Source organism: Pontibacter sp. JAM-7, from assembly GCF_048548695.2.
Lineage (GTDB): Bacteria > Pseudomonadota > Gammaproteobacteria > Pseudomonadales > Balneatricaceae > Neptuniibacter.
This window is the reverse complement of record NZ_JBLYIF020000003.1, coordinates 149,407-170,417: the sequence shown is the minus strand read 5'-3', so window position 1 is coordinate 170,417 and position 21,011 is coordinate 149,407. Positions and strand designations below refer to the sequence as shown.

Below are 21,011 nucleotides of genomic sequence, written 5' to 3'. Positions count from 1 at the left end.
CCAGGTAGCGTGCCCATTCAGGCTCGATTGAAATCAAAACTCAGAACCTCTGACAGTTCATCTGCCTCCATCAACAGCATCAACAACCGATCCAGCCCCAATGCGACACCAGCACAATCTGGCAAGCCCGCTTCCAACGCCTGCACCAGATTAATATCCAGCGGCCGTTGCGGCAGATCCCGTTGCGCACGATACTGCTGATCCGCCTGAAAACGACGTTTTTGTTCCGCTGGGTCAGTCAGTTCATGGTAGCCATTCGCCAACTCCACACCCTGTACAAACAGTTCGAACCGTGCGGCCACAGGCTTGCCCTGCCGCCCTGGGCGTACTCTTGCCAGCGCGGCCTGAGCAGCCGGATACTCATAAATAAACACCGCTGGAAAATGCGCTAAACGGGGCTCAATAATATGGCTGAACAGCAGATCCATCCAGGTTGCAGGATCATCATCATCCAGCTGGATATCCACATGCTGACAGGTGATCTGTTTCAACTCTGTCGCGGTCAATTCGGTCGGATCAATCCCCAGGTGCTGCTGAAACACATCCACATAGGTAAACCGTTCAACCCGGAAAAAACCCAACAGCGGTGCCAGCAAAGCCTCCACTTCATCCATCAGGTCCATATCGGTAAAACCCGGCCGGTACCACTCCAACATGGTGAATTCCGGATTATGACGCCTTCCAAACTCACCGTTACGAAACGCTTTGCAGATCTGATAAATGGGGCCACTCCCGGCAGCCAACAGCCGCTTCATGGCATATTCTGGCGAGGTTTGCAGATAGAGTGACTGCGTTTGCCCCCCCGCAGGCTGATAGCGTGTAGCAATACTATCGATATGAGGATCACTCACGGCATGGTGCGACATCAATGGCGTTTCAACTTCCAACACACTGCGGCGGGCAAAAAACTTACGAATACGGGATAGTAGTTCAGCCCGCTGCTGCATGGCGGCAATGGAAGCACTGGGTTGCCAATCTGGCATCAATTTTCTCCGAAAATAAAAACGGCAGCCGAAGCTGCCGTTTATCAACAACTGTTGCCGTTATGCGCGGGATACATAATCACCTGTACGGGTATCAATTTTCAGCACTTCGCCTTCATTGATAAACAGTGGCACACGAACCACAGCACCAGTACTCAGTGTGGCCGGTTTAGAACCGCCCTGAGCAGTGTCGCCTTTCAACCCTGGATCCGTTTCAACGACTTGTAGTTCAACAAAATTTGGCGGTGTCACAGAAATAGGATTGCCATTAAACAATGTCACCATAACCGTATCCTGCTCTTTCAGCCACAGTTTAGTGTCGCCAACTGCAGTGGCATCTGCCCCGACCTGTTCAAAGGTGGTCGGGTCCATGAAATACCACAGCTCACCATCAAAGTACGAATACTCCATATCCGTGTCCATCACGTCTGCGGTTTCAACACTTTCATTAGACTTAAAAGTACGCTCCCAAATCCGGCCGCTGAGCAGATTACGTAATTTCACCCGGGTAAATGCCTGGCCTTTGCCGGGTTTTACAAACTCAACGTCGACCATGGAGCAGGGGTCGCCATCGATCATGACTTTCATGCCATTTTTAAACTGGTTGGTAGAAACACTTGCCATAATATTCTCGGTACTTAAGTAAATGGGATGAGGCCTGCAAGTGGCCGCCACCGGAAAATTGACAGACATTCTACTTAAAAGCAGAATGCGAGCAACTTTTAGCCACCCCTTTTCCAGGCATTCATGAGCGCACCCATCTCTTTTGTCTCCAATGAGATTACGCCAAGCTGGCAAGAATTGCTCAGTCAATGCGTGGAAGACCCGGCGCAGCTGCTGTCACTACTGCATTTAGACAACGCGCTACTGCCCGCCGCGAAAGCTGCCAGCGAGCTGTTTCCCCTGCGTGTGCCAATGCCGTATCTGGCCCGCATAGAGCGAGGCAATCCACAGGACCCACTCTTGCTGCAAGTGTTGCCACTGCACTCAGAACTAATAACGGTATCCGGTTACAGCGCAGATCCACTGGGTGAGCAAGACGCCAACCCCGTACCTGGATTGATCCATAAATATAAAGGCCGGGTGCTGCTGATCCTGACGGGCGCCTGTGCCATCAATTGCCGCTACTGTTTTCGCCGTCACTTCCCGTATCAGGAAAACCGGCTTGGTCCGCAGCAATGGCAAAACATTATTGAGTATATTGCAGCTGACAACTCCATTCGAGAAGTGATCTTTTCCGGGGGCGACCCGCTGGCAACCCCGGATCAGCGTTTTTTCAGACTGCTGGATGACTTAGAACAAATTCCCCACCTGCAGCGGTTACGCATACACAGTCGTTTGCCGATTATGATCCCACAACGGATTAACGCCAACTTTTGTCAGCGCCTGCAACAAAGCCGATTGCAAACCGTCATGGTGATTCATGCGAATCATGCCAACGAACTTGATGAAGCTGTCGCCGAAGCACTGACAGCCCTGAAAAATGCCAATGTCATGCTGCTGAACCAGTCGGTATTACTGAAGGGCATCAACGACAGTGTGGCCGCGCTACAAGCGCTCTGCGAACGAGTATTTGCATTGGGTGTACTGCCCTACTATCTGTTTATCCTCGACCGGGTCAGCGGTGCGGCGCACTTTGCAATCAGCGATGACCAAGCGCGCAGACTGTTTAGCCAGTTACAGCAAGTACTGCCGGGATATTTGGTGCCAAGGCTGGCGAAAGAGATCGCAGGCCAGCCGTCTAAAACTCTGTTAGCACCGCTATAGTTACACACTTCCTCAGCACCGGTATCTGCTTTCACACTCGGTATGCTCACCTACAGCTGTTTATGCGGTACCACAAGTTCAGCGTAACCATCTCACTGCCTAAAACTTCATGCAGCTTTTATAGTGAGAGAAATTCATTGTCCTGCCGCAGCTGACTGGACTTCTGCTACCGCCCGCCTAAGGTGAAGTTACATGAGTTGGAAGCCATACCGACTCAGAGTTCACCCTCAACTTTAGGGAGGGCGTTGTCATGAACCCCCTGTCTCGTTTTACCCTCACTATACTGATTGCCCTATTTTGCCTGGCCAGTCAGCCACAGCTAAATGCCGAACCCACAGCAACACCCATCAAGGTCGTCTACCACATAGATGATGCCAGCGTAGGCCGTTTTGCACTGGCCATTGCTGCCGATCAGTTACAAACCAACCCGCAGATGCAAATTGCCATGGTGACCTATGCCGCCGGCGTCGACTTCCTGCTGCAAGATGCCAAAGACAGCAAAGGCCGGCCTTATGCCCCCGCAGTCCAGGCACTGCTGGAACAAGGCGTTGAGTTCAAAGTCTGCGCTGCTACCCTTAAGTTCAGAGATATCGCCAGGGACAGCGTGCTTACAGGCATGCAATTTGTTCCTGCTGGCACCTATGAAGTTATCCGCCTGCAAGCAGAAGAGGGCTATGTCTATCTAAAACCCTGACACACGTATCAAGTGCCTGGCTGATCAGCAACCAATCCAGCGGTGTCATTATGGGGTATTCGCAATGCAGATCCGCCAATGCAACTTACAGCTTGCCAATCATAGTGCTGGCCACAGTCAGATTGCCGTGAACTGTTTACCGTAATCAGCAGCATAGCTGTGCCGACCTGGCGGGGTATGACGCTGCATTACCTTTTAGGCGGCATCACTGGAAAAGCGGTGATATTACCCTTAGCCTCACTGATTTTCGCCACCCCTTCATGCTCAACCTGATCAATACGAATCACCGCATGGTTAGGGATATAAGAGCGTTGCACATCGGCAAACTGGCTTTTAAGTTTCTCTTCAGCGGGATCGACCAGCAGCTCTGAGTGATTACCAAACACAAACCCTTCCAGTTCAAGAAACCCCCACAGGTCACTCTGGTATACATGCCGAACATAGAGTTCATACACCTGGTCCTGATTCACAAACATAACCCGGTAGAGTCGTTTATCTTTGGCCATAAATACTGGCAGCTCCCTAATAACTGATTCAGCTGATTCGTGTCTGGCAGATATAGTGGCTAATGCGTCGATTTCAAGCGATTGAAGCCACTGACACCGGTATTTTGGCAAAGGTTTATATAAACTGATTCAGCTGTTCATTATCTGGTCGCTTGAGTATAATTTGCGGTTCGTTTTTCCCCGCCAGTCACCTGGCGGCATTATGATTGACCCAACACCAACAGGATTCCAATGGCCAAGAAGCTGTTCATCAAAACCCACGGCTGCCAGATGAATGAGTACGACTCTTCCCGCATGGCAGACTTGCTCGGTGAAAGCCACCAACTCGAGCTGACCGACAACGCTGACGAAGCCGATGTGCTGCTGCTCAACACCTGCTCTATCCGCGAAAAGGCACAAGAAAAGGTGTTTCATCAGCTGGGGCGCTGGCGCAAGCTGAAAGAGAAGAATCCTGAACTAAAAATTGGCGTTGGCGGCTGTGTTGCCAGTCAAGAAGGCACCAACATTCTTGATCGCGCACCCTATGTCGATATGATTTTTGGTCCGCAAACCCTGCATCGCTTGCCGGAAATGATTAACCAAAGCGAACATGGCGGCGTTGGCATTGTCGATGTTTCCTTCCCGGAGATCGAAAAATTCGATCACCTGCCAGCCCCGCGTGTCGAAGGCGCTGAAGCCTTTGTCTCTGTCATGGAAGGCTGCTCCAAGTACTGCACCTTCTGCGTCGTGCCATATACCCGCGGCGAAGAGGTCAGCCGCCCGCTGGATGATGTGATTACTGAATGCGTTGAACTGGCTGAACAGGGCGTGCGTGAAATAAACCTGCTGGGGCAAAATGTAAATGCTTACTATGGCGCTACCCACGACGGTGACACCGCAGACCTGGCTGAATTAATCCGCACTGTGGCAGGCATTCAGGGTATCGACCGCATCCGCTTCACCACCAGCCACCCGGTAGAGTTCAGCGACAGCCTGATTCAGGCCTACGCCGATGTGCCTGAACTAGTTAACTTTCTGCACCTGCCGGTACAGAGTGGCTCTGACCGTATTCTGATGGCCATGAAACGCGGGCATACCGCACTGGAGTATAAATCCCGGATCCGAAAACTCCGTCAGATCAGGCCAGATATCTGCATCTCTTCTGATTTTATTGTCGGCTTCCCCAACGAGAGCGATGCCGACTTTGAAGCCACCATGAACCTGATTCAGGATATCGATTTCGATAACAGTTACAGCTTTATCTACAGCCGCCGGCCGGGCACTCCCGCAGCCGACCTACCAGACAACATCGATGATGAAACCAAAAAACAACGCCTGAAAATCCTGCAGACTCGCATCAATCAACAGGCAGCACATATCAGTCGCCGCATGGTAGGTTCAGTGCAGCGAATCCTGGTGAACGGTTATTCGAAAAAAGATCCGGGCCAGTTATCCGGACGCACCGAAAATAACCGCGTAGTCAACTTCCGTTGCGACAATCCCGATCTCATCGGGCATTTTGCCGATGTCAAAATCGCTGCGGCCTACGCCAACTCGTTGCTGGGTGAACTTATCAGTTCAGAGCTGGACAATAACTTCCAACAGAAGGCCGGATAATCCTTGAGCCACCTACACTCAACCCAATTGACCCTGACGCCCGATGACAGTCGCTGTCTGGCGCTGCTGTGCGGGCCATTCAACGAATACCTTAAGCTGATTGAACAACGCCTTGGTATTGAAATTCGCAATCATGGCCACGATTTCCAGTTACTGGGTGAACAACCCAGGGTCGCTGCGGGTAAAACGTTACTGGTGCAGCTGTATCAACAGCTCCAGCAAGGCGACAGCATTGGGCCTGAGCAGATTCACCTGCAACTGCAGCAGACCGGTATCGAAGCACCTGTAGCCACCGAGACTGAGCATGGCAGCGTCGTTATCCACACCAAGAAAACACTGATCCGCCCGCGAGGCGAGAACCAGACCGGTTATGTACGCTCTATTCGCACTCAGGATATCAACTTCGGGATTGGGCCGGCAGGCACCGGCAAGACCTATCTGGCGGTCGCCTGCGCGGTTGATGCTCTGGAACGTGAAGAGGTTGCCCGCATTCTCCTGGTACGCCCAGCGGTGGAAGCCGGTGAAAAACTGGGCTTTCTGCCAGGAGACCTGAGCCAGAAAGTCGACCCTTATCTGCGTCCTCTGTATGACGCACTTTACGAAATGCTGGGTTTTGAACGGGTTGGCAAACTGATCGAGCGCAATATTATTGAAGTCGCGCCACTGGCCTATATGCGTGGCCGAACCCTGAACAATGCTTTTGTTATTCTGGATGAAAGTCAGAACACCACCCGGGAGCAGATGAAAATGTTTCTGACCCGTATTGGATTTGGTTCGACTGCCGTCATCACCGGCGATGTCACCCAGATAGATCTCCCCAAAGGCACCCGCTCCGGACTATTGCATGCCAGCGAAGTATTAAAAGGCGTTGAAGGCATCGGTTTTACTCGCTTTACCGCCAATGACGTCGTACGCCATCCACTGGTGCAGCATATCGTGCGGGCCTATGACCGGTTCGAAAAACAGGAGCAGTCCTCCTCATGAGCACCCATACCGAGGTGCAGTATCAGATCGACGAGACAGGCCTGCCCACCCCTGAACAGTTGGCGCAATGGGTGAATGCCGCACTGGCAGAACGTCACGAAGGCGGTGAGCTGTGTATACGTATCGTTGATAAGACTGAAAGTCAGCACCTCAACAGTACCTACCGCCATAAAGATAAACCCACCAATGTTCTATCATTCCCATTTGAAGTCCCCGAAGGTATCCCGTTGGATATTCTCGGCGACCTGGTGATTTGTGCCGATGTCGTGGCAGAAGAAGCCGCCGAGCAGGGCAAAGCGTCTAAGGATCACTGGGCACATATGGTGATACATGGGTGCTTGCATCTGCTTGGATTCGACCATATAAATGAAACAGAGGCCGAAGAGATGGAGGCGCTGGAGCGCCAGATCTTGGCTGGCCTTAACATTGCCGATCCATATCGGTAACCGATTTACCTACAGAGAGGAAACCATAATTCGCATGAGCGATGATCGATCGGGACAACCCCGAAGCTGGCTAAGCCGGCTGACCCACGCGTTTTCCGATGAACCCCGTAGTCGTGAAGACCTGCTGACAGACCTGCGGCAGGCCAGCGATGACAACCTGCTGGATACCGAAGCATTAACCATTATCGAAGGCGCCATGCAGGTGTCTGACATGCAGGTTCGGGATGTCATGCTCCCTCGCTCACAAATGGTAGTAGTGGATGCCAACCAGACACCACGCGAATTCCTCCCTGTCATTATTTCCAGTGCCCACTCCCGTTTCCCGGTCATTGGAGAAAATCCTGATGAGATTACCGGGGTTTTGCTGGCTAAAGATCTGCTACCCATGATTCTGGAAGGCGATCCCGAACAGTTTGATCTGCAAAGTAAACTGCGCCCGGCCACGTTTATTCCCGAATCCAAACGCCTTAATGTGTTGCTGAAAGAGTTCCGTGTTACCCGCAATCATATGGCGATTGTAATGGACGAATATGGCTGTGTTTCGGGCCTGATTACCATCGAAGATGTATTGGAACAGATCGTCGGCGAAATCGAAGACGAACATGACGAAGATGATGATGATGGTCAGATCAAACCTTTCCAGGAAAACGCCTATATCGTCAAAGCCCTGACCCCGATAGAAGATTTCAACAGCTACTTTGACACCGGCTTGCCAGATGACCAGTTTGATACCATTGGCGGCTTGGTCACCCAACACTTCAGCCGACTGCCGAAAAAAGACGAAAGCGTTGAAGTCGATGGCTTCATTTTTAAAGTACTGTCCGCCGATAACCGGCGCATCCGCCTGCTTCAGGTCAGCCGTTGTAACTGAGTCAATTATGCCGCTTCGCATCCTCATCTGTCTGCTTGGCGGCTTGCTCACCACCCTGGCGTTAGCACCCTTATCCTGGGTCTGGCTGGCCCCCTTGGCCCCTCTCTGCCTGTACTGGGCACTGCGCGATACCTCACCAAAGCAAGCAGCACTGCTCGGCTGGCTGTATGGCTGTGCATTTTTTGGTAGTGGGGTGTCCTGGGTATTTGTCAGTATCTACGAACATAGCCAGACACCACTGCTGATCGCCTGTTTGCTGACACTGCTTTTCGTGACCTCCCTGGCGCTGTTATTCGCCATTCAGGGCTATATCTGGCGGCGCTGGTTCAGTCGCCACGTTGCCGCTTTTGGTTTTATCGGCTGCTGGTTACTGCTCGAGTGGCTGCGCAGCTGGTTATTTACCGGCTTCCCATGGCTATATCTTGGCTATGCGACGCTGGACACACCCTTGGCGGGATGGCTGCCACTGGGCGGTGTATGGCTGGCAAGCCTGATGATCACATTCATGGGCATGGGTATCGGTCTGGCCTGCCTGCAACGCCAACCGGCCTGGTTACTCCTGAGTATCCTGCCCTTTACCAGCGTACTGCTGCCAAAGCAGTGGACCGAAACTGCCCCTGAAACCCTGCGGCTGGCATTAGTACAACCCAACATCCCACAAAATGATAAATGGCAGCCAGCCAATCGAGACTGGATCCTGCAACGGTATATCAAGCTTAGTCAATCCCAGACTGACCAGCAGTTAATTGTCTGGCCGGAAACCGCTATACCCGCATTTTTCAGCCAAGTGGTCGAGCCACTCGCGCCATTGCTGAACCACCTGGATGAACATGCCGTTACCCTGCTCAGTGGCATGCCTACCATGAGCCCGGACCCCACGCAGCCCAGAGGCTACCGGGTACATAACAGCCTGGTGTTACTCACAGGCAACACCGGCACCTATCACAAACAGCGCCTGGTACCCTTCGGTGAGTACCTGCCGCTGGAAAACTGGCTGCGTGGCTTAATCAGTTTCTTTAACCTGCCCATGTCCAGTTTTGCTCTGCCACAACAATCGCAGACCACTCTACAGGTGCAGGGCATGAAACTCAGCGCTGCAATCTGTTATGAAATTGCGTACCCAGGACTGGTACGAGAGATGAGCCGCCAGGCAGACTTCCTGCTTACCGTGTCCAACGATAGCTGGTTTGGTAACTCCATCGCCCCGGCACAACACTTACAGATCGCCCGGGCACGGGCAGCGGAAAACGGCCGTTGGCTGATTCGCGGCACCAATAACGGCATTACCGCCTTGGTTAACCCGGCAGGCAAAGTCATTGCACAGCTACCGCAATTTGAAATGGGGGTACTGCGGGGCGAGGTACAGAAAATGCGCGGCCAGACCCCTTACCAGTGGCTTGGCGATTGGCCGCTGCTAGCAATGATTGTCTTGCTGCTGATGGTAAGTATACGCCGTCCGGCTATTCGCCAGGGCGACTGAAAAACCGCTCACCACATTTGCCACAAGGCTGCAGCTTGCCTGTCTTGACCAATATCTGCTCAGCGCCACAACCCAGGCAATGCAGCGTACCCGCGGTCGCCAGTTCACCTGCCATATACTGCTCATCTGCGTGCCCAATGCGTTCGCGCAACTCTTCATGAGCAACCCGGGTCTGATCCGCCACTTTAGTCAGCAATCCGGCCAGGGTGCCCTCCAATGCATCAAGATCAAACTTTAACCATGCCGCAATGCCACGCCCGGTTTCATGGGCGTAAAATCCCATGGTTTTCAGGTCCCGCTGTAAATAAGCCGTCAGCAAAGACAACTCATCCTTGGTCATCTCCTCGGCGGCCAGCTCCAGCTCCGCCGCCTCACGGATCTGCTCTTGCAGCACATCCCACGACTGAACCTCTGCCTGTTCCAGCGTACGAGTCAGACGTTGCAATACACGATCATAATCTTTTGCCGACAATTGGCTGTTTTTGTTGGTTTTATTGTCCATAAATAGACTCCACACCGGGATCGGCTCTGTTGGCTGTGATGTATATATTGTATCCTATGCCAGATTTTTCGATTCAACATTTGATCGGCGTCAGCCAGATGCCGGTTTGCAGCCCCAGGCCTGACGACAAGCGTAATGAACGAACACTACAGCCCCTCTGATATTGAAGCCCAAATCCAGACTTATTGGGAAGAACAAGACAGTTTCACCTGCACCGAAGATCCGGATCGCGAGAAATTCTACTGTCTATCCATGTTCCCCTACCCCAGCGGCCGACTGCACATGGGGCACGTGCGCAATTACACCATTGGCGACGTAGTCTCCCGCTACCAGCGAATGCAGGGGAAGAATGTACTGCAACCCATGGGCTGGGACGCATTTGGTCTACCCGCTGAAAATGCCGCCATGAAAAACAAGGTCGCGCCGGCCAAATGGACCTATGAAAACGTTAGCTACATGCGTGACCAGCTCAAGCAGCTTGGCTTTGGTTACGACTGGAACCGTGAACTGGCCACCTGCCACCCGGAATACTACCGCTGGGAGCAATGGTTCTTTACCCGGCTGATGAAAAAAGGCCTGGTTTACAAAAAAGAAGCCGAAGTAAACTGGGATCCGGTAGATCAGACTGTATTGGCCAACGAACAGGTCATTGATGGCTGCGGCTGGCGTTCAGGGGCACCTGTCGAACGCAAAAAAATTCCGCAGTGGTTCCTGAAAATCACTGATTATGCAGAACAACTGCTCGCCGATCTGGATCAGCTGGATCAATGGCCTGAGCAAGTTCGCACCATGCAGAAAAACTGGATTGGTCGCTCCGAAGGCGTTGACCTGGTATTCCACGTCGCAGATTTTGGCGATTTAGATGTCTTTACCACCCGCCCCGATACCCTGATGGGGGTGACCTATGTTGCCGTTGCCAGCCAACACCCGCTGGCACTGAAAGCTGCCGCAAATAACGCAGAGCTGGCAGCATTTATAGAAGAGTGCCGCCATACCAAAGTTGCCGAAGCAGATCTGGCGACCATGGAGAAAAAAGGTATGCCCCTGGGCATCGAAGCGGTCCATCCTCTGACCGGTGAAACAGTCCCGGTCTGGACCGCCAACTTTGTCCTGATGGATTACGGTTCCGGTGCGGTTATGTCAGTACCCGCCCATGACCAGCGTGACTGGGAGTTTGCCCACAAATACAGCCTGCCAGTTAAACAGGTCATTCGTCCGACTGACGACCGCGTTATCAATATCGACCAAGAAGCCTTCACCGACAAAGGCGTGCTGGTCAATTCCGGCGACTATGACGACCTTGAATTTGATGTTGCTTTTAAAGCGATTGCCACAGACCTGGAAGCCAAACGCAAAGGTCGCGTGACTGTCAATTTCCGGCTGCGTGACTGGGGCGTATCCCGCCAACGCTATTGGGGCACCCCTATTCCGGTTATCAACTGCGCTGACTGCGGCTCTGTACCAGTGCCGGAAGACCAATTGCCCGTCGTGTTACCGGAAGAGGTTGAGTTTGACGGTTCAGGCTCGCCTATCAAAAAAATGGCTTCGTTTATCGAGACCAACTGCCCTGAATGCGGCGGTACAGCTGAGCGGGAAACCGACACCTTCGATACCTTTATGGAATCGTCCTGGTATTACGCACGATACGCCTGCCGTGGTACAGAAAACGCCATGCTCGACCCGGATAAAGCCAACTACTGGCTGCCGGTCGATCAATACATTGGCGGTATCGAACACGCCATTCTGCACCTGCTTTATTCACGCTTTTTCCACAAACTGATGCGCGATGAGGGGCTGGTCAACAGCGATGAACCATTCCAGCGTTTGCTGTGCCAAGGCATGGTACTGGCAGAAACCTTCTACCGGGAAAACACCAACGGTAGCCAGGACTGGATTGCACCGACCGATGTTGAAGTAGAGACCGACGATAAAGGCCGCCTGATCAGTGCCCGCCACAAAACTGACGGCGAGCCAGTACTGTCTGCTGGCATGTCGAAAATGTCGAAATCGAAAAATAACGGTATTGACCCACAGGTAATGATTGACCGCTATGGTGCCGACACGGTGCGCTTATTTATGATGTTTGCTGCGCCACCGGAACAATCACTGGAGTGGTCCGACAGTGGCGTAGAGGGCGCGCACCGCTTCTTGCGCCGCTTGTGGAAGCAGGCATTTGATCATCTGGCCACAGGCGCACCGGTAACACCGCTGAACATTCCTTCAGACCTGACTGAGACACAACAGGATCTGCGCCGTAAAGTGCATGAAACTATCCAGAAAGTGTCAGACGATGTAGAACGCCGCCAGACATTCAATACCGCCATTGCAGCGGTGATGGAACTGTCCAATAGCATCGGCCGATTTGTCGATGTCAGCGAACAGGGGCGCGCCGTAACTCAGGAAGCGCTGGAAGCCGCAATTAAACTGCTGTCACCGATTGTGCCGCATATCAGCCAACAGCTCTGGCAAGAACTGGGACACTCCAGTAATCTGCTACAAAGCAGCTGGCCCGAAGTGGATGAAAGCGCACTGGTACGCTCCACATTGGAAATGGTCGTTCAAGTCAACGGTAAGGTACGCAGCAAAATTTCGGTTGCCGCCGATGCCGACCAGGACGTGGTGTTGCATACCGCTCTAGCGGATAGCAACGTACAGAAGCATATCGGTGATAAGGCTATCCGCAAGAAAATTGTAGTGCCGGGTCGCCTGGTGAATATTGTTGTCGGTTAAGGAGCAACAAATGAAAATCCGCATGTTTTCCCGTCCTCTGTGCCTACTACTGATAGCCGGCATGGTAAGCCTGATAAGCGCCTGTGGATTTCATTTGCGTGGTGCGCAGGACGTGCCGGCAGATAAACAAAGCGTTACCCTGCAGGTAATGTCTGCCTCATCAGAGCTACTAGAGAGCCTGCGTGATAATCTGCGTTATAACGACATTGAACAGCGTACCGGCGCACCCTACCGTATCGTGCTGCTTTCCAGCCGTTACAAGCGCCGTGCGGTGAGCTTGTCCAACGGCTCCGAAGTCGACGAATATGAACTGTCACTGCTCGTCACTTTTCATATCGCCGACAGTGAAGGCAACCCTTTGACCGAAGATATTCGCCTGCAACAGGAGCGGGTGTATACCTACAACCGTAATGCGGCGGCCGCCAGTTCTGAGCAGGAAAGACTGTTCAAACAAGAACTGCACGAGTCTGTCGCGCAAAGCATCCTGCGCCGTTATCTTGCCAGCGGCAACCAGTAACCCGCATGAAAATTCGCCCTGATCAGCTCACCGGCCAGTTAAAAAAACAGACTGCGCCGGTATACCTGCTGACCGGTGACGAACCCCTGCTACGGGAAGAAGCACTGGACCAACTGCGCCAACATCTGCAGCAACAAGGCTTTAGCGAACGTGAAGTCATGCATATTGATGGCAGTTTCAGTGTCGATGCGCTGCTGCAAAGCACCAGCAACCTGTCGCTGTTTGCCGAGCAGAAAATTATCGAATTACGCTTTGCCAGCCACAAACCCAATAAGCAGGCCAGCGAGGTACTCTGCCGCTATCTTGAAGATCCTCCACAGGACAATGTACTGCTGATCACCGCAGACAAGCTGGATGGTGCGGGCAAAAAAAGCGCCTGGTTTAAAGCCATTGATAAACAGGGAGTCATTGTTGAGATCTGGCCTGTAGACCTGGCACAGCTACCGAATTGGCTCCAGCAACGCGCCGCCAAGTTGGGACTGCAACTGGAACAGGACGCGGTACAATTACTGTGCGACCGGATTGAAGGCAACTTACTGGCCGCTGATCAGGAGTTGCACAAACTCAGTCTATTATTCGGCCAGCAACCGATCAGTGCCGATATCATCACAGATGCGGTATCTGACAGCTCCCGCTACGATATCTACGGCCTGACCGACACCATGCTACGGGGTGACGCCAGCCGCAGCTTAAAAATTCTCAACGTTTTACAACAGGATGGCACTGAGCTGCCGGTAGTATTATGGGCGGTCAGTCGAGAAATCCGCGCCTTGAGCGCAGTAAAACAGGCACAGCAGCACGGCCAGAACTTTGATACCGTCTGCCAGCGAGAAAAGATCTGGGGAGCCCGCAAAGGGTTGATCCGCCAGGCACTGCGGCGGGTCACCGATCAATCACTCGAACAATCCCTCGCCCAGGCAGCCATCATTGATCGCATCATAAAAGGCTTGCACCGCGGCGATGGCTGGCTCGAAATCAGCCGTATCTGCATGACACTGGCAGGTAAACCGTTGGCACTCAGTCACAACCTCTGAGTCCGTTACTGGCTGCAAGTCGACGACGATGCTACCATCCAGAAAAAAAAAGAATCCTCGTATGTTAAGAATCAACCTGGGGCTGCTCTGCGGGACGCTGCTTTTTCTCGGCGGCTGCGGCACTGATGATCCGCGCAAAATGACTTCCGGCGAAGAGCTGTACCAGTATTATTGCCAATCCTGTCATGCCAAAGGCAACCCCGGTGCACATTTCGAATTAAGTCGCACCCACCCGCCATTACAGTCGCACCAAGTGTTACTGCTGTTCCGCTATGGCTACCGCGCGGGAGATGAAGTTCACCAGATGCCCCAGTTCGACCTGCTCAATGATCAGCAGAGCAACGCGCTGACTGAGTATGTTGTAAAGCTGCTGCATCAGCCCAATACATCAGACTGAAGTAACCTCAGTATTAACACCTGACATCAACCGTATTATCTCTGGCTATCAGATACTACAAAACCCTTAACGCTAACGGTACTAAATCAGCCGGTTTTCCAGCTTAGTGGCACCCGTCAGATTGGCATGTAACGGACAGCGATGGCAGACCTTATCCAAAAACGCCTGTTTCTCCTCAACTGACAACTCCGCATCAATCTGCGCCTCGATTAGGATTCGGGTAAACCCCACCGGGGCCTCAGGTGAACGTCCCATCAACCCATCCATATCAATATCACCAGAAACCTTAACCTCAATGCTATGCAGCTTTATCCGATCCTGGTGCGCCACAATCTTAGCCACAGTGCCGATACAGCCGGTCATGGCAAACAGGAAATATTCCAGCGGGGTAGGCCCCTGATCCTGACCACCACCGTGTTTAGGTTGGTCAATCAACACCTGGTGCTGCCGAATAACAGCTGGCATCTGCCAACCCTGTTCAAGTCTCGACTGAACTTCAAGCTGTTTAGTATTGGCCATAACCATCCCTTATTAAATAAGCTATACCTAATATTATACAAGCCTGGGCAGTGATGACTTGATGCAGAACAGGTTTTTGGCACATTAAAAAGGAGCCCAATGGCTCCTTTTTAATGCACTGCAATTTCAGCCGCGAATCACTCCGGCCCCCAAATCAGTCGCCCGCCGCAATTTTAAGAACCTTCGCTTTGTCCACGGGAGTGATCTGATGTGGTTTCATAAAGTTATCCGCGTACTGCTGATACACCTCTTCAGTCACAAACAGGGTAAACAGCTCACCATCGATATGCTGGTCACGGGCCATAAATGCCATGATGCGCAGTGACTCTTCCAGTGTTTTGCTTTCCTTGTAAGGCCGGTCAGCAGCGGTCAGCGCCTCGAAAATATCAGCCAGCGCCATAATCTTTTCAGGAACACTCAGATGACCCGCTTTGAGGCCTCGCGGATAACCGCTTCCGTCCATTTTTTCATGATGATTACCAGCGATATCCGGGACTTTTTTCAGGCTTGCCGGCAACGGCAATGAGGACAACATACAGATGGTCTGAACAATATGATCATTGATCTTGAAGCGCTCTTCCGTCGTCAGGGTACCGCGCTGAATGCCTAGATTGTAGAGTTCACCAAGGTTGAATGCCTGCTCCGGCAGCGCCATATCAAACCCCCAAATATTCTCCGGATTATCACGTTCAACCGGCGGTCGCTTACCACTCCAGGGCACAATATGATCTACCCGGTCTGCCAGTAGGGTCTCCGTCACTGGCAATGTCAAAGCCTCACCGGATGGCAGACGACTCATTTCATCGCGGGACAAGCCCAAACGGCTATCAAAGTGACGCTGCCATGTGCGCTGCCCTATCTGCTGCAACTGCTCGATATCCTCAGGCTGCATAAATTCGCCTCCAAGGTTGGCTGCTGCCACAAAAGCAAACTCGTGCTGTAACGTCTGCTGTAGCTGCTCCCGCTCAGCGGCGAGTACTTCCGCATCGCCTCCTGCCTGAAGCCCCTTAAGGTAAGCTATATCAGCATCCCGCCATAGCACCTCAAAGCGGGTACGCACCTCATGTATGCGGTTATAAATCGTTTCCAGTTTGGTTGCTTTATCCACCACATATTCCGGACTGGTGATTTTACCGCAGTCATGCAACATGGCCGCTATGCGGAATTCATAGCGCTCCTCTTCATCCATACTGAAATCGGTAAAGGGCTGCTGCTGGCTGTTTTCCGCAGCATCCAGTAGCAAGCTGGCAAGCTCGGGCACCCGCTGACAATGCCCTCCGGTATAAGGTGATTTGGCATCAATCGTATCGGCCAACAATTTGATAATGGCGTCGATCAGATTACGCTGAACCTCAACCTGGCGCCGGGTTTCTATGGCCGTAGCGGCTGAACCGGACATCTCGGTAATAAACCGGCGGTGTGAGCGCTCATACTGCGCTGCCAGGTCTGGCATCTTCAAGCCCAGCACTCCTACTGGCTGGCCTTCACGATCCAGCAGCGCCGTGGTCAATATGTTGTTTTTCTCATCGCCAAACATTGCCCGCACGCAGGAACGAAGGCCTTCTGGATTACAATTTTCACAAGTCAGCTGTGGCTGAGCATCAGGCAGGTCCGCCTGACTAGCCAATGTCAGGGTACAGGCCTCTTCATCCAGCAGGTAAATAACCCCACCGTTGGCTGTAGTGCTCTCTTTCAGGTGAAAAGTCACCTGCTCCAGCATGCGGTCCAGATTTTTTTCCCGGGCTAAAGTACGGCTAATCTTCTGGAAATGCACGATGGTGCCGGCCATATGTGACAACACCCGACTGAGTTCATTAACCTCAGCAATATGCGACTGGGTGCTCGCTGGCTGACTGAAATCAAAAGAGGCAAAATTCTCTATTTCACGCGACAGTCGACCAAAGGGCTGGAATATTTTGCGACCCAGCAAAGAGGCTAAGAGTAACAACACCAGAATAATCAGACCGGTCCAACGCAGCTGCAGCCACGCTCCCGACTTAGCATCCGCCAGCAACTCTTCCGCGGGTATTGCGATCATCAGTTTTAGTTCGGATCCCGCCAGGGTTGCCAGTGGCACCCATAATCCATACCACTCTCCCCCGGCCATCTGTAAATACTTAATAGTATCCGCTGGCAACGCTGCTGCCGAAGCCAAACGATGTAACACAGGCTGGGTTAACTCTTTGGTATGTGCCAGGCGCAGAGAACCTTCCACCGTGGTATGCACCAGCTGAGAAAGGTCCGGGTAAGCGATAATGCTTCCCTTATCATTCACTACCGCCAGCTCAGTACCGTCAGTCAACCGGAGTTTACCGAGGAACATTGACAAGTCCTCTACGGAGGCATCCAGACCGATTACCGTACCCGTTCCCGGATCCTGTTTCGCCAATGTCAGGCCGATTTCACCGGAGGTAAAAAATACATAAGGGTGGGTCAGGATAGTTTGTTGAGCATCGGACTGACTGGCTTGCTGAAACCATGCCCGGGAACGGGGATCAAATGCATAATCGGCTTGAGACGCAGACTCAAGTAACGTCAGATATTGGTCGTAAAAATGCCACTGGCCCTGAGCATCTTTAGCCGGGCTGCGTTCTACACTTTGCACCATATAGGCAGCATTGTCCGGTGCCATGACACTACTGGCAATTTTCTGGTTACGCAAAGAGCGGACCAGAAAGAAACTGCCATCGGGATAACCGGCATAGACTGAGCTGACAACCGGATGCGTCCGCAATACTTCAACCAGCAATGCCAAACTCTGGTTCCGTTGTGTCAGGGTTTCCGCCCCAGCCAAAGGGTCATGAATTAACAGGCTCAGAGTTGAATCAAGTGGACTGATCACCCTCAGCATCTGGAGGTCTATATTTTCACCCAGTTGCTGGGCCGATTTTGCTGAAGCCTGCAGCAGTAACGAGCGACTGCTGTAATAGGAATTCCCCACCAACATCAGGCTGACCAATAGAGTACTGACAATCAATACACCACTGAGCACCGTCTGTAATGACAGTTCAAAGGATCTCTTGTCAGCCATATGCCTCCCTGACAGCCTACCGCACCGGCTCAAGGGACCCGGTGCTTTCCTTCATAACATGTTCCGGCTTAGCGCCACAGCTTGTGATGCTAACTGACAGATTCGCCTTTTGCCTGCAGATCAGCATGGTACGAAGACCTTACTAACGGCCCACAAGCAGCGTGCTTAAAGCCCAGCTCTTTGGCAATACGACTGAATTCGTCAAACTCATCCGGAGTCACAAAACGCTCTACTTTGAGGTGATCACGGCTTGGCTGCAGATACTGGCCTATGGTCAGCATATCCACATCATGGGCACGCAGGTCTTTCATCACCTGAATGATCTCTTCATTGGTTTCACCAATGCCTACCATCAAGCCAGACTTGGTACGCACATCAGGGTTACGCGCTTTGTACTGTTTCAGCAGATCCAGCGACCACTGGTAATCAGAACCGGGACGCACTGCCTGATAAAGACGGGGCACGGTTTCCATATTGTGGTTAAACACATCCGGTGGCGTCTCAGTAAGAATATCCACGGCGATATCCATACGACCCCGGAAGTCCGGCACCAAGATTTCCATCTGAATAGTGGGCACACGGCTGCGGGTTTCAGTGATGCAACTGGCAAAATGCGCAGCGCCACCATCACGCAGGTCATCACGGTCGACAGAGGTAACGACCACATACTTCAGTTCCATGTCGGCAATCGCTTCTGCCAGCTCCCGCGGCTCATTCTCAGCCAGTGGATTGGGGCGCCCATGCGCCACATCGCAGAATGGGCAGCGACGGGTACATATATCACCCATAATCATGAAGGTTGCGGTGCCATGGCTAAAACATTCACCCAAATTTGGGCAACTAGCTTCTTCACATACTGAAGCCAGTTTATGCTTACGCAACTTGTCCTTGATGCTCTGCACCTTGGCATTCGATCCCATTCGCACACGCAGCCAGTCTGGCTTGCGGGGCATATCTTCCTTGGCGGTGGGAATCACTTTAACGGGGATGCGGTCTACCTTATCGGCACCGCGAAGTTTAACGCCCTGTTCCACTCGACGCGGCGAGTTGGAGGCGGCTTGTTTTTCACTAATTTCGGACATGTATTATTAATCCAGCTCGGTTGTTCGGGACACTTCGCTATACCCGATACGTCTTGTTAAACAGTCCAGCAGCCGTTCTGTTGCGACTGTCTGATCTAGGTTATCTACATGGTGACTTAGCTGTGTCATGTTCATTCCGGCATAACCACAGGGGTTGATACGCAGGAACGGCGTTAAATCCATATCTAGATTTAACGCCAGACCATGAAACGAACAGCCACGGCGTACCCGTAGACCCAACGACGCTATCTTGCTCCCATCAACATACACTCCCGGCGCATCCGGCCTGGCGTATGCTTCGACCTGGTAGGTCTCTAGCATGTCGATAATTGCCTGCTCCATATGGCTGACAATCTCTCGCACACCGATTTTTTTTCGTTTTAAATTGATCATCAGGTAGACCACTGCCTGGCCCGGCCCGTGATAAGTCACCTGACCACCACGATCTACCTGTACCACAGGAATCTCTCCCGGCTGCAGCAGGTGCTCTTCTTTACCAGCCTGGCCCTGAGTGAAAACCGGTGTATGCTGCACCGCCCAGATTTCATCAATCGCCGTGTCATCACGGGTGTTGGTGAAGGCCTGCATTTTCTGCCAGACTGGCTCGTAAGACTGTAACCCTAACTGCCGGATCAGAAGCTGTGATTTAAGCATCAGATTACCATGTGTACCCGGTCAGAGGCTATCAGCGCTTCATGCAGCGCCTTAAGCTGATCTACCCCGGTGGCGGTAATATTAAACCGCACTGATCGGAAGCGACCATTCCGGCTATCCTGAATGGTCACAGTTTCCATATCAAAATCAGCCACATGCAACTGCACAATCTCAATAACAAAGCCCCGTAAATCGCCCTTATTACTGCCCACTACCTTAATCGGGTAGTTGTCACAGGGAAATTCAATTTTGGGTGCATCCTGAGGTGTTTCTGACATACTTCAGCTTACCTGTGTTTCACCGGACATCAGTCGGTGCTGATAATCCGTAAAGAGTTCAAACATACGTGCCCATAGCGGGCCTTTATTGCCATCGCCTATTGTAACACCGTCCACAGCCACCACCGGAATAATCCCCCGGGTGGAGCTACTGATCCATACCTCATCTGCCGCCAGTAGCTGAGCATAGTCAACATCCACTTCCTGATACTGAATGGCATTGGCATCTGCCAATTGCAGCACCAGCTCGCGCGTGATGCCACCGAGAATCTCAGAGCTACGCTTAGGCGTATAGAGGACGCCACGTTTAACCAGAAACAGGTTGCAACTTGATCCCTCGGTCAGCAGACCATTGCGCGACAAAAGGGCTTCATCAGCCCCCTGATCCTTAGCCTGATGCAGCACCAGAATATTGGGTAGCAGGCAGGTGGATTTAATATCACAACGGTGCCAACGCAAATCCTCAGTGACAACGGCACGAATCGGAGTCACCTGTTCAGGACCGGCTAACCAGATATCTTTAATTTCCGCACAGCAGGCAAACACCGTGGCTTGCATATCCTCAGCATATGCATGACTGCGACGCCCCATATCTCCCCGGGTCACCTGCAGGTATACCTGCAGATTACCACCACCATTAAGTTCCACCAGGCGATTCAGCACGGTTTCCCAGTCCAGCGATGCATTGATACGTACCGCCCTTAAACTGTGATTCAGACGATCAATATGTTCCTGCAGACGAAAGCCCACCCCCTGATAAAACGGGATCACCTCATATACGCTGTCACCGAACAAAAAGCCCCGGTCAAACACCGATATTTTTGCTTCTGATTCAGGCAGGTAATTACCGTTAAGATATACAGTAGTCATGGTCATAAACAGAAATGCCCACATCCTCTAAGATGCGGGCACTCCAGCCAATTTAAAGTCCTGTTATGTA

21 protein-coding genes are annotated in these 21,011 nt (G+C 52.2%); 11 read left to right on the top strand and 10 right to left on the bottom strand.

Going from position 1 to position 21,011, the window contains the following annotated elements:
• Positions 1-17: 17 nt before the first annotated feature.
• Entirely contained in the window at positions 18-983 is a 966-nt protein-coding gene (gene epmA, locus ACFVYJ_RS05230) for an EF-P lysine aminoacylase EpmA (RefSeq protein WP_419413988.1), read from the bottom strand.
• A 60-nt stretch (positions 984-1,043) separates the two neighbouring features.
• Entirely contained in the window at positions 1,044-1,607 is a 564-nt protein-coding gene (gene efp / locus ACFVYJ_RS05225) for an elongation factor P (protein ID WP_419413987.1), read from the bottom strand.
• A 123-nt stretch (positions 1,608-1,730) separates the two neighbouring features.
• Between efp and epmB the strand changes: the two genes are divergently transcribed.
• Both epmB and ACFVYJ_RS05215 read left to right on the top strand, forming a co-directional pair.
• Entirely contained in the window at positions 1,731-2,750 is a 1,020-nt protein-coding gene (gene epmB / locus ACFVYJ_RS05220) for an EF-P beta-lysylation protein EpmB (protein ID WP_419413986.1), read from the top strand.
• A gap of 250 nt (positions 2,751-3,000) precedes the next feature.
• Positions 3,001-3,444 carry a DsrE family protein gene (locus ACFVYJ_RS05215; protein ID WP_419413985.1) on the top strand — a complete coding sequence of 148 codons (444 nt, stop codon included), beginning with the start codon at positions 3,001-3,003 and terminating at the stop codon, positions 3,442-3,444.
• Positions 3,445-3,632: 188 nt separating this feature from the next.
• Here ACFVYJ_RS05215 and ACFVYJ_RS05210 read toward each other — a convergent pair whose 3' ends face one another.
• On the bottom strand, positions 3,633-3,950 hold the full coding sequence (locus tag ACFVYJ_RS05210; protein WP_419413984.1) for a DUF1820 family protein: 318 nt from the start codon (positions 3,948-3,950) through the stop codon (positions 3,633-3,635).
• Between the two features lie 231 nt (positions 3,951-4,181).
• Here ACFVYJ_RS05210 and miaB point away from each other — a divergent pair, with 231 nt between their 5' ends.
• The 5 genes from miaB to lnt are packed head-to-tail and all read left to right on the top strand — an operon-like array spanning position 4,182 to position 9,327.
• Positions 4,182-5,546 carry a tRNA (N6-isopentenyl adenosine(37)-C2)-methylthiotransferase MiaB gene (miaB, locus tag ACFVYJ_RS05205; RefSeq protein ID WP_419413983.1) on the top strand — a complete coding sequence of 455 codons (1,365 nt, stop codon included), beginning with the start codon at positions 4,182-4,184 and terminating at the stop codon, positions 5,544-5,546.
• A gap of 3 nt (positions 5,547-5,549) precedes the next feature.
• Positions 5,550-6,530, top strand: a complete 981-nt coding sequence (locus ACFVYJ_RS05200) for a PhoH family protein (protein ID WP_419413982.1) — start codon at positions 5,550-5,552, stop codon at positions 6,528-6,530.
• Positions 6,527-6,976: an rRNA maturation RNase YbeY gene (gene ybeY / locus ACFVYJ_RS05195; RefSeq protein WP_419413981.1), complete on the top strand. Its 450-nt coding sequence runs from the start codon at positions 6,527-6,529 to the stop codon at positions 6,974-6,976. The genes ACFVYJ_RS05200 and ybeY overlap by 4 nt, the downstream gene beginning before the upstream one ends.
• Before the next feature lie 34 nt (positions 6,977-7,010).
• A complete protein-coding gene (locus ACFVYJ_RS05190) occupies positions 7,011-7,847 on the top strand; it encodes an HlyC/CorC family transporter (RefSeq protein WP_419413980.1) in 837 nt (278 codons plus the stop codon).
• A 7-nt stretch (positions 7,848-7,854) separates the two neighbouring features.
• Positions 7,855-9,327, top strand: coding sequence for an apolipoprotein N-acyltransferase (gene lnt / locus ACFVYJ_RS05185; protein ID WP_419413979.1), 1,473 nt, complete (start codon positions 7,855-7,857; stop codon positions 9,325-9,327).
• Here lnt and ACFVYJ_RS05180 read toward each other — a convergent pair.
• Positions 9,308-9,829 carry a zinc ribbon-containing protein gene (locus ACFVYJ_RS05180; protein ID WP_419413978.1) on the bottom strand — a complete coding sequence of 174 codons (522 nt, stop codon included), beginning with the start codon at positions 9,827-9,829 and terminating at the stop codon, positions 9,308-9,310. The two genes, lnt and ACFVYJ_RS05180, sit on opposite strands and share 20 nt — an antisense overlap.
• Before the next feature lie 135 nt (positions 9,830-9,964).
• On the opposite strand from ACFVYJ_RS05180, the gene leuS reads away from it, so the two are divergent.
• From leuS to ACFVYJ_RS05160, 4 genes are all read left to right on the top strand, one after another.
• Positions 9,965-12,559 (top strand): leucine--tRNA ligase, encoded by a 2,595-nt coding sequence (gene leuS / locus ACFVYJ_RS05175; protein ID WP_419413977.1) that lies wholly within the window; start codon positions 9,965-9,967, stop codon positions 12,557-12,559.
• 10 nt (positions 12,560-12,569) lie between these two features.
• Positions 12,570-13,076, top strand: coding sequence for an LPS-assembly lipoprotein LptE (locus tag ACFVYJ_RS05170; RefSeq protein WP_419413976.1), 507 nt, complete (start codon positions 12,570-12,572; stop codon positions 13,074-13,076).
• 5 nt (positions 13,077-13,081) lie between these two features.
• On the top strand, positions 13,082-14,110 hold the full coding sequence (holA, locus tag ACFVYJ_RS05165) for a DNA polymerase III subunit delta (RefSeq protein ID WP_419413975.1): 1,029 nt from the start codon (positions 13,082-13,084) through the stop codon (positions 14,108-14,110).
• A gap of 61 nt (positions 14,111-14,171) precedes the next feature.
• Entirely contained in the window at positions 14,172-14,507 is a 336-nt protein-coding gene (locus ACFVYJ_RS05160; protein WP_419413974.1) for a c-type cytochrome, read from the top strand.
• An 81-nt stretch (positions 14,508-14,588) separates the two neighbouring features.
• On the opposite strand, the gene ACFVYJ_RS05155 is transcribed toward ACFVYJ_RS05160, so the two are convergent.
• The 6 genes from ACFVYJ_RS05155 to ACFVYJ_RS05130 form a co-directional block, all read right to left on the bottom strand.
• On the bottom strand, positions 14,589-15,026 hold the full coding sequence (locus tag ACFVYJ_RS05155) for an OsmC family protein (RefSeq protein WP_419413973.1): 438 nt from the start codon (positions 15,024-15,026) through the stop codon (positions 14,589-14,591).
• 154 nt (positions 15,027-15,180) lie between these two features.
• Entirely contained in the window at positions 15,181-18,057 is a 2,877-nt protein-coding gene (locus ACFVYJ_RS05150; protein ID WP_419413972.1) for an HD domain-containing phosphohydrolase, read from the bottom strand.
• A gap of 89 nt (positions 18,058-18,146) precedes the next feature.
• The gene (gene lipA, locus ACFVYJ_RS05145; protein ID WP_419413971.1) at positions 18,147-19,139 is read right to left on the bottom strand and encodes a lipoyl synthase; all 993 of its coding nucleotides are present in this window, start codon (positions 19,137-19,139) and stop codon (positions 18,147-18,149) included.
• A 6-nt stretch (positions 19,140-19,145) separates the two neighbouring features.
• Entirely contained in the window at positions 19,146-19,793 is a 648-nt protein-coding gene (lipB, locus tag ACFVYJ_RS05140; protein WP_419413970.1) for a lipoyl(octanoyl) transferase LipB, read from the bottom strand.
• Positions 19,793-20,071 (bottom strand): YbeD family protein, encoded by a 279-nt coding sequence (locus tag ACFVYJ_RS05135; protein ID WP_419413969.1) that lies wholly within the window; start codon positions 20,069-20,071, stop codon positions 19,793-19,795. The genes lipB and ACFVYJ_RS05135 overlap by 1 nt, the downstream gene beginning before the upstream one ends.
• 3 nt (positions 20,072-20,074) lie before the next feature.
• A complete protein-coding gene (locus tag ACFVYJ_RS05130) occupies positions 20,075-20,947 on the bottom strand; it encodes a D-amino acid aminotransferase (protein ID WP_419413968.1) in 873 nt (290 codons plus the stop codon).
• Between the last annotated feature and the right edge of the window lie 64 nt (positions 20,948-21,011).

Coding starts and splice junctions, on each gene's coding strand:
- holA (WP_419413975.1), top strand. CDS start 13,082: ATGAAAATTCGCCCTGATCAGCTCACCGGCCAGTTAAAAAAACAGACT.
- ACFVYJ_RS05160 (WP_419413974.1), top strand. CDS start 14,172: ATGTTAAGAATCAACCTGGGGCTGCTCTGCGGGACGCTGCTTTTTCTC.
- efp (WP_419413987.1), bottom strand. CDS start 1,607: ATGGCAAGTGTTTCTACCAACCAGTTTAAAAATGGCATGAAAGTCATG.
- ACFVYJ_RS05150 (WP_419413972.1), bottom strand. CDS start 18,057: ATGGCTGACAAGAGATCCTTTGAACTGTCATTACAGACGGTGCTCAGT.
- ACFVYJ_RS05190 (WP_419413980.1), top strand. CDS start 7,011: ATGAGCGATGATCGATCGGGACAACCCCGAAGCTGGCTAAGCCGGCTG.
- ACFVYJ_RS05170 (WP_419413976.1), top strand. CDS start 12,570: ATGAAAATCCGCATGTTTTCCCGTCCTCTGTGCCTACTACTGATAGCC.
- ACFVYJ_RS05210 (WP_419413984.1), bottom strand. CDS start 3,950: ATGGCCAAAGATAAACGACTCTACCGGGTTATGTTTGTGAATCAGGAC.
- leuS (WP_419413977.1), top strand. CDS start 9,965: ATGAACGAACACTACAGCCCCTCTGATATTGAAGCCCAAATCCAGACT.
- ACFVYJ_RS05130 (WP_419413968.1), bottom strand. CDS start 20,947: ATGACCATGACTACTGTATATCTTAACGGTAATTACCTGCCTGAATCA.
- miaB (WP_419413983.1), top strand. CDS start 4,182: ATGGCCAAGAAGCTGTTCATCAAAACCCACGGCTGCCAGATGAATGAG.
- lipB (WP_419413970.1), bottom strand. CDS start 19,793: ATGCTTAAATCACAGCTTCTGATCCGGCAGTTAGGGTTACAGTCTTAC.
- lnt (WP_419413979.1), top strand. CDS start 7,855: ATGCCGCTTCGCATCCTCATCTGTCTGCTTGGCGGCTTGCTCACCACC.
- lipA (WP_419413971.1), bottom strand. CDS start 19,139: ATGTCCGAAATTAGTGAAAAACAAGCCGCCTCCAACTCGCCGCGTCGA.
- ACFVYJ_RS05215 (WP_419413985.1), top strand. CDS start 3,001: ATGAACCCCCTGTCTCGTTTTACCCTCACTATACTGATTGCCCTATTT.
- ACFVYJ_RS05135 (WP_419413969.1), bottom strand. CDS start 20,071: ATGTCAGAAACACCTCAGGATGCACCCAAAATTGAATTTCCCTGTGAC.
- epmB (WP_419413986.1), top strand. CDS start 1,731: ATGAGCGCACCCATCTCTTTTGTCTCCAATGAGATTACGCCAAGCTGG.
- ACFVYJ_RS05180 (WP_419413978.1), bottom strand. CDS start 9,829: ATGGACAATAAAACCAACAAAAACAGCCAATTGTCGGCAAAAGATTAT.
- epmA (WP_419413988.1), bottom strand. CDS start 983: ATGCCAGATTGGCAACCCAGTGCTTCCATTGCCGCCATGCAGCAGCGG.
- ACFVYJ_RS05155 (WP_419413973.1), bottom strand. CDS start 15,026: ATGGCCAATACTAAACAGCTTGAAGTTCAGTCGAGACTTGAACAGGGT.
- ybeY (WP_419413981.1), top strand. CDS start 6,527: ATGAGCACCCATACCGAGGTGCAGTATCAGATCGACGAGACAGGCCTG.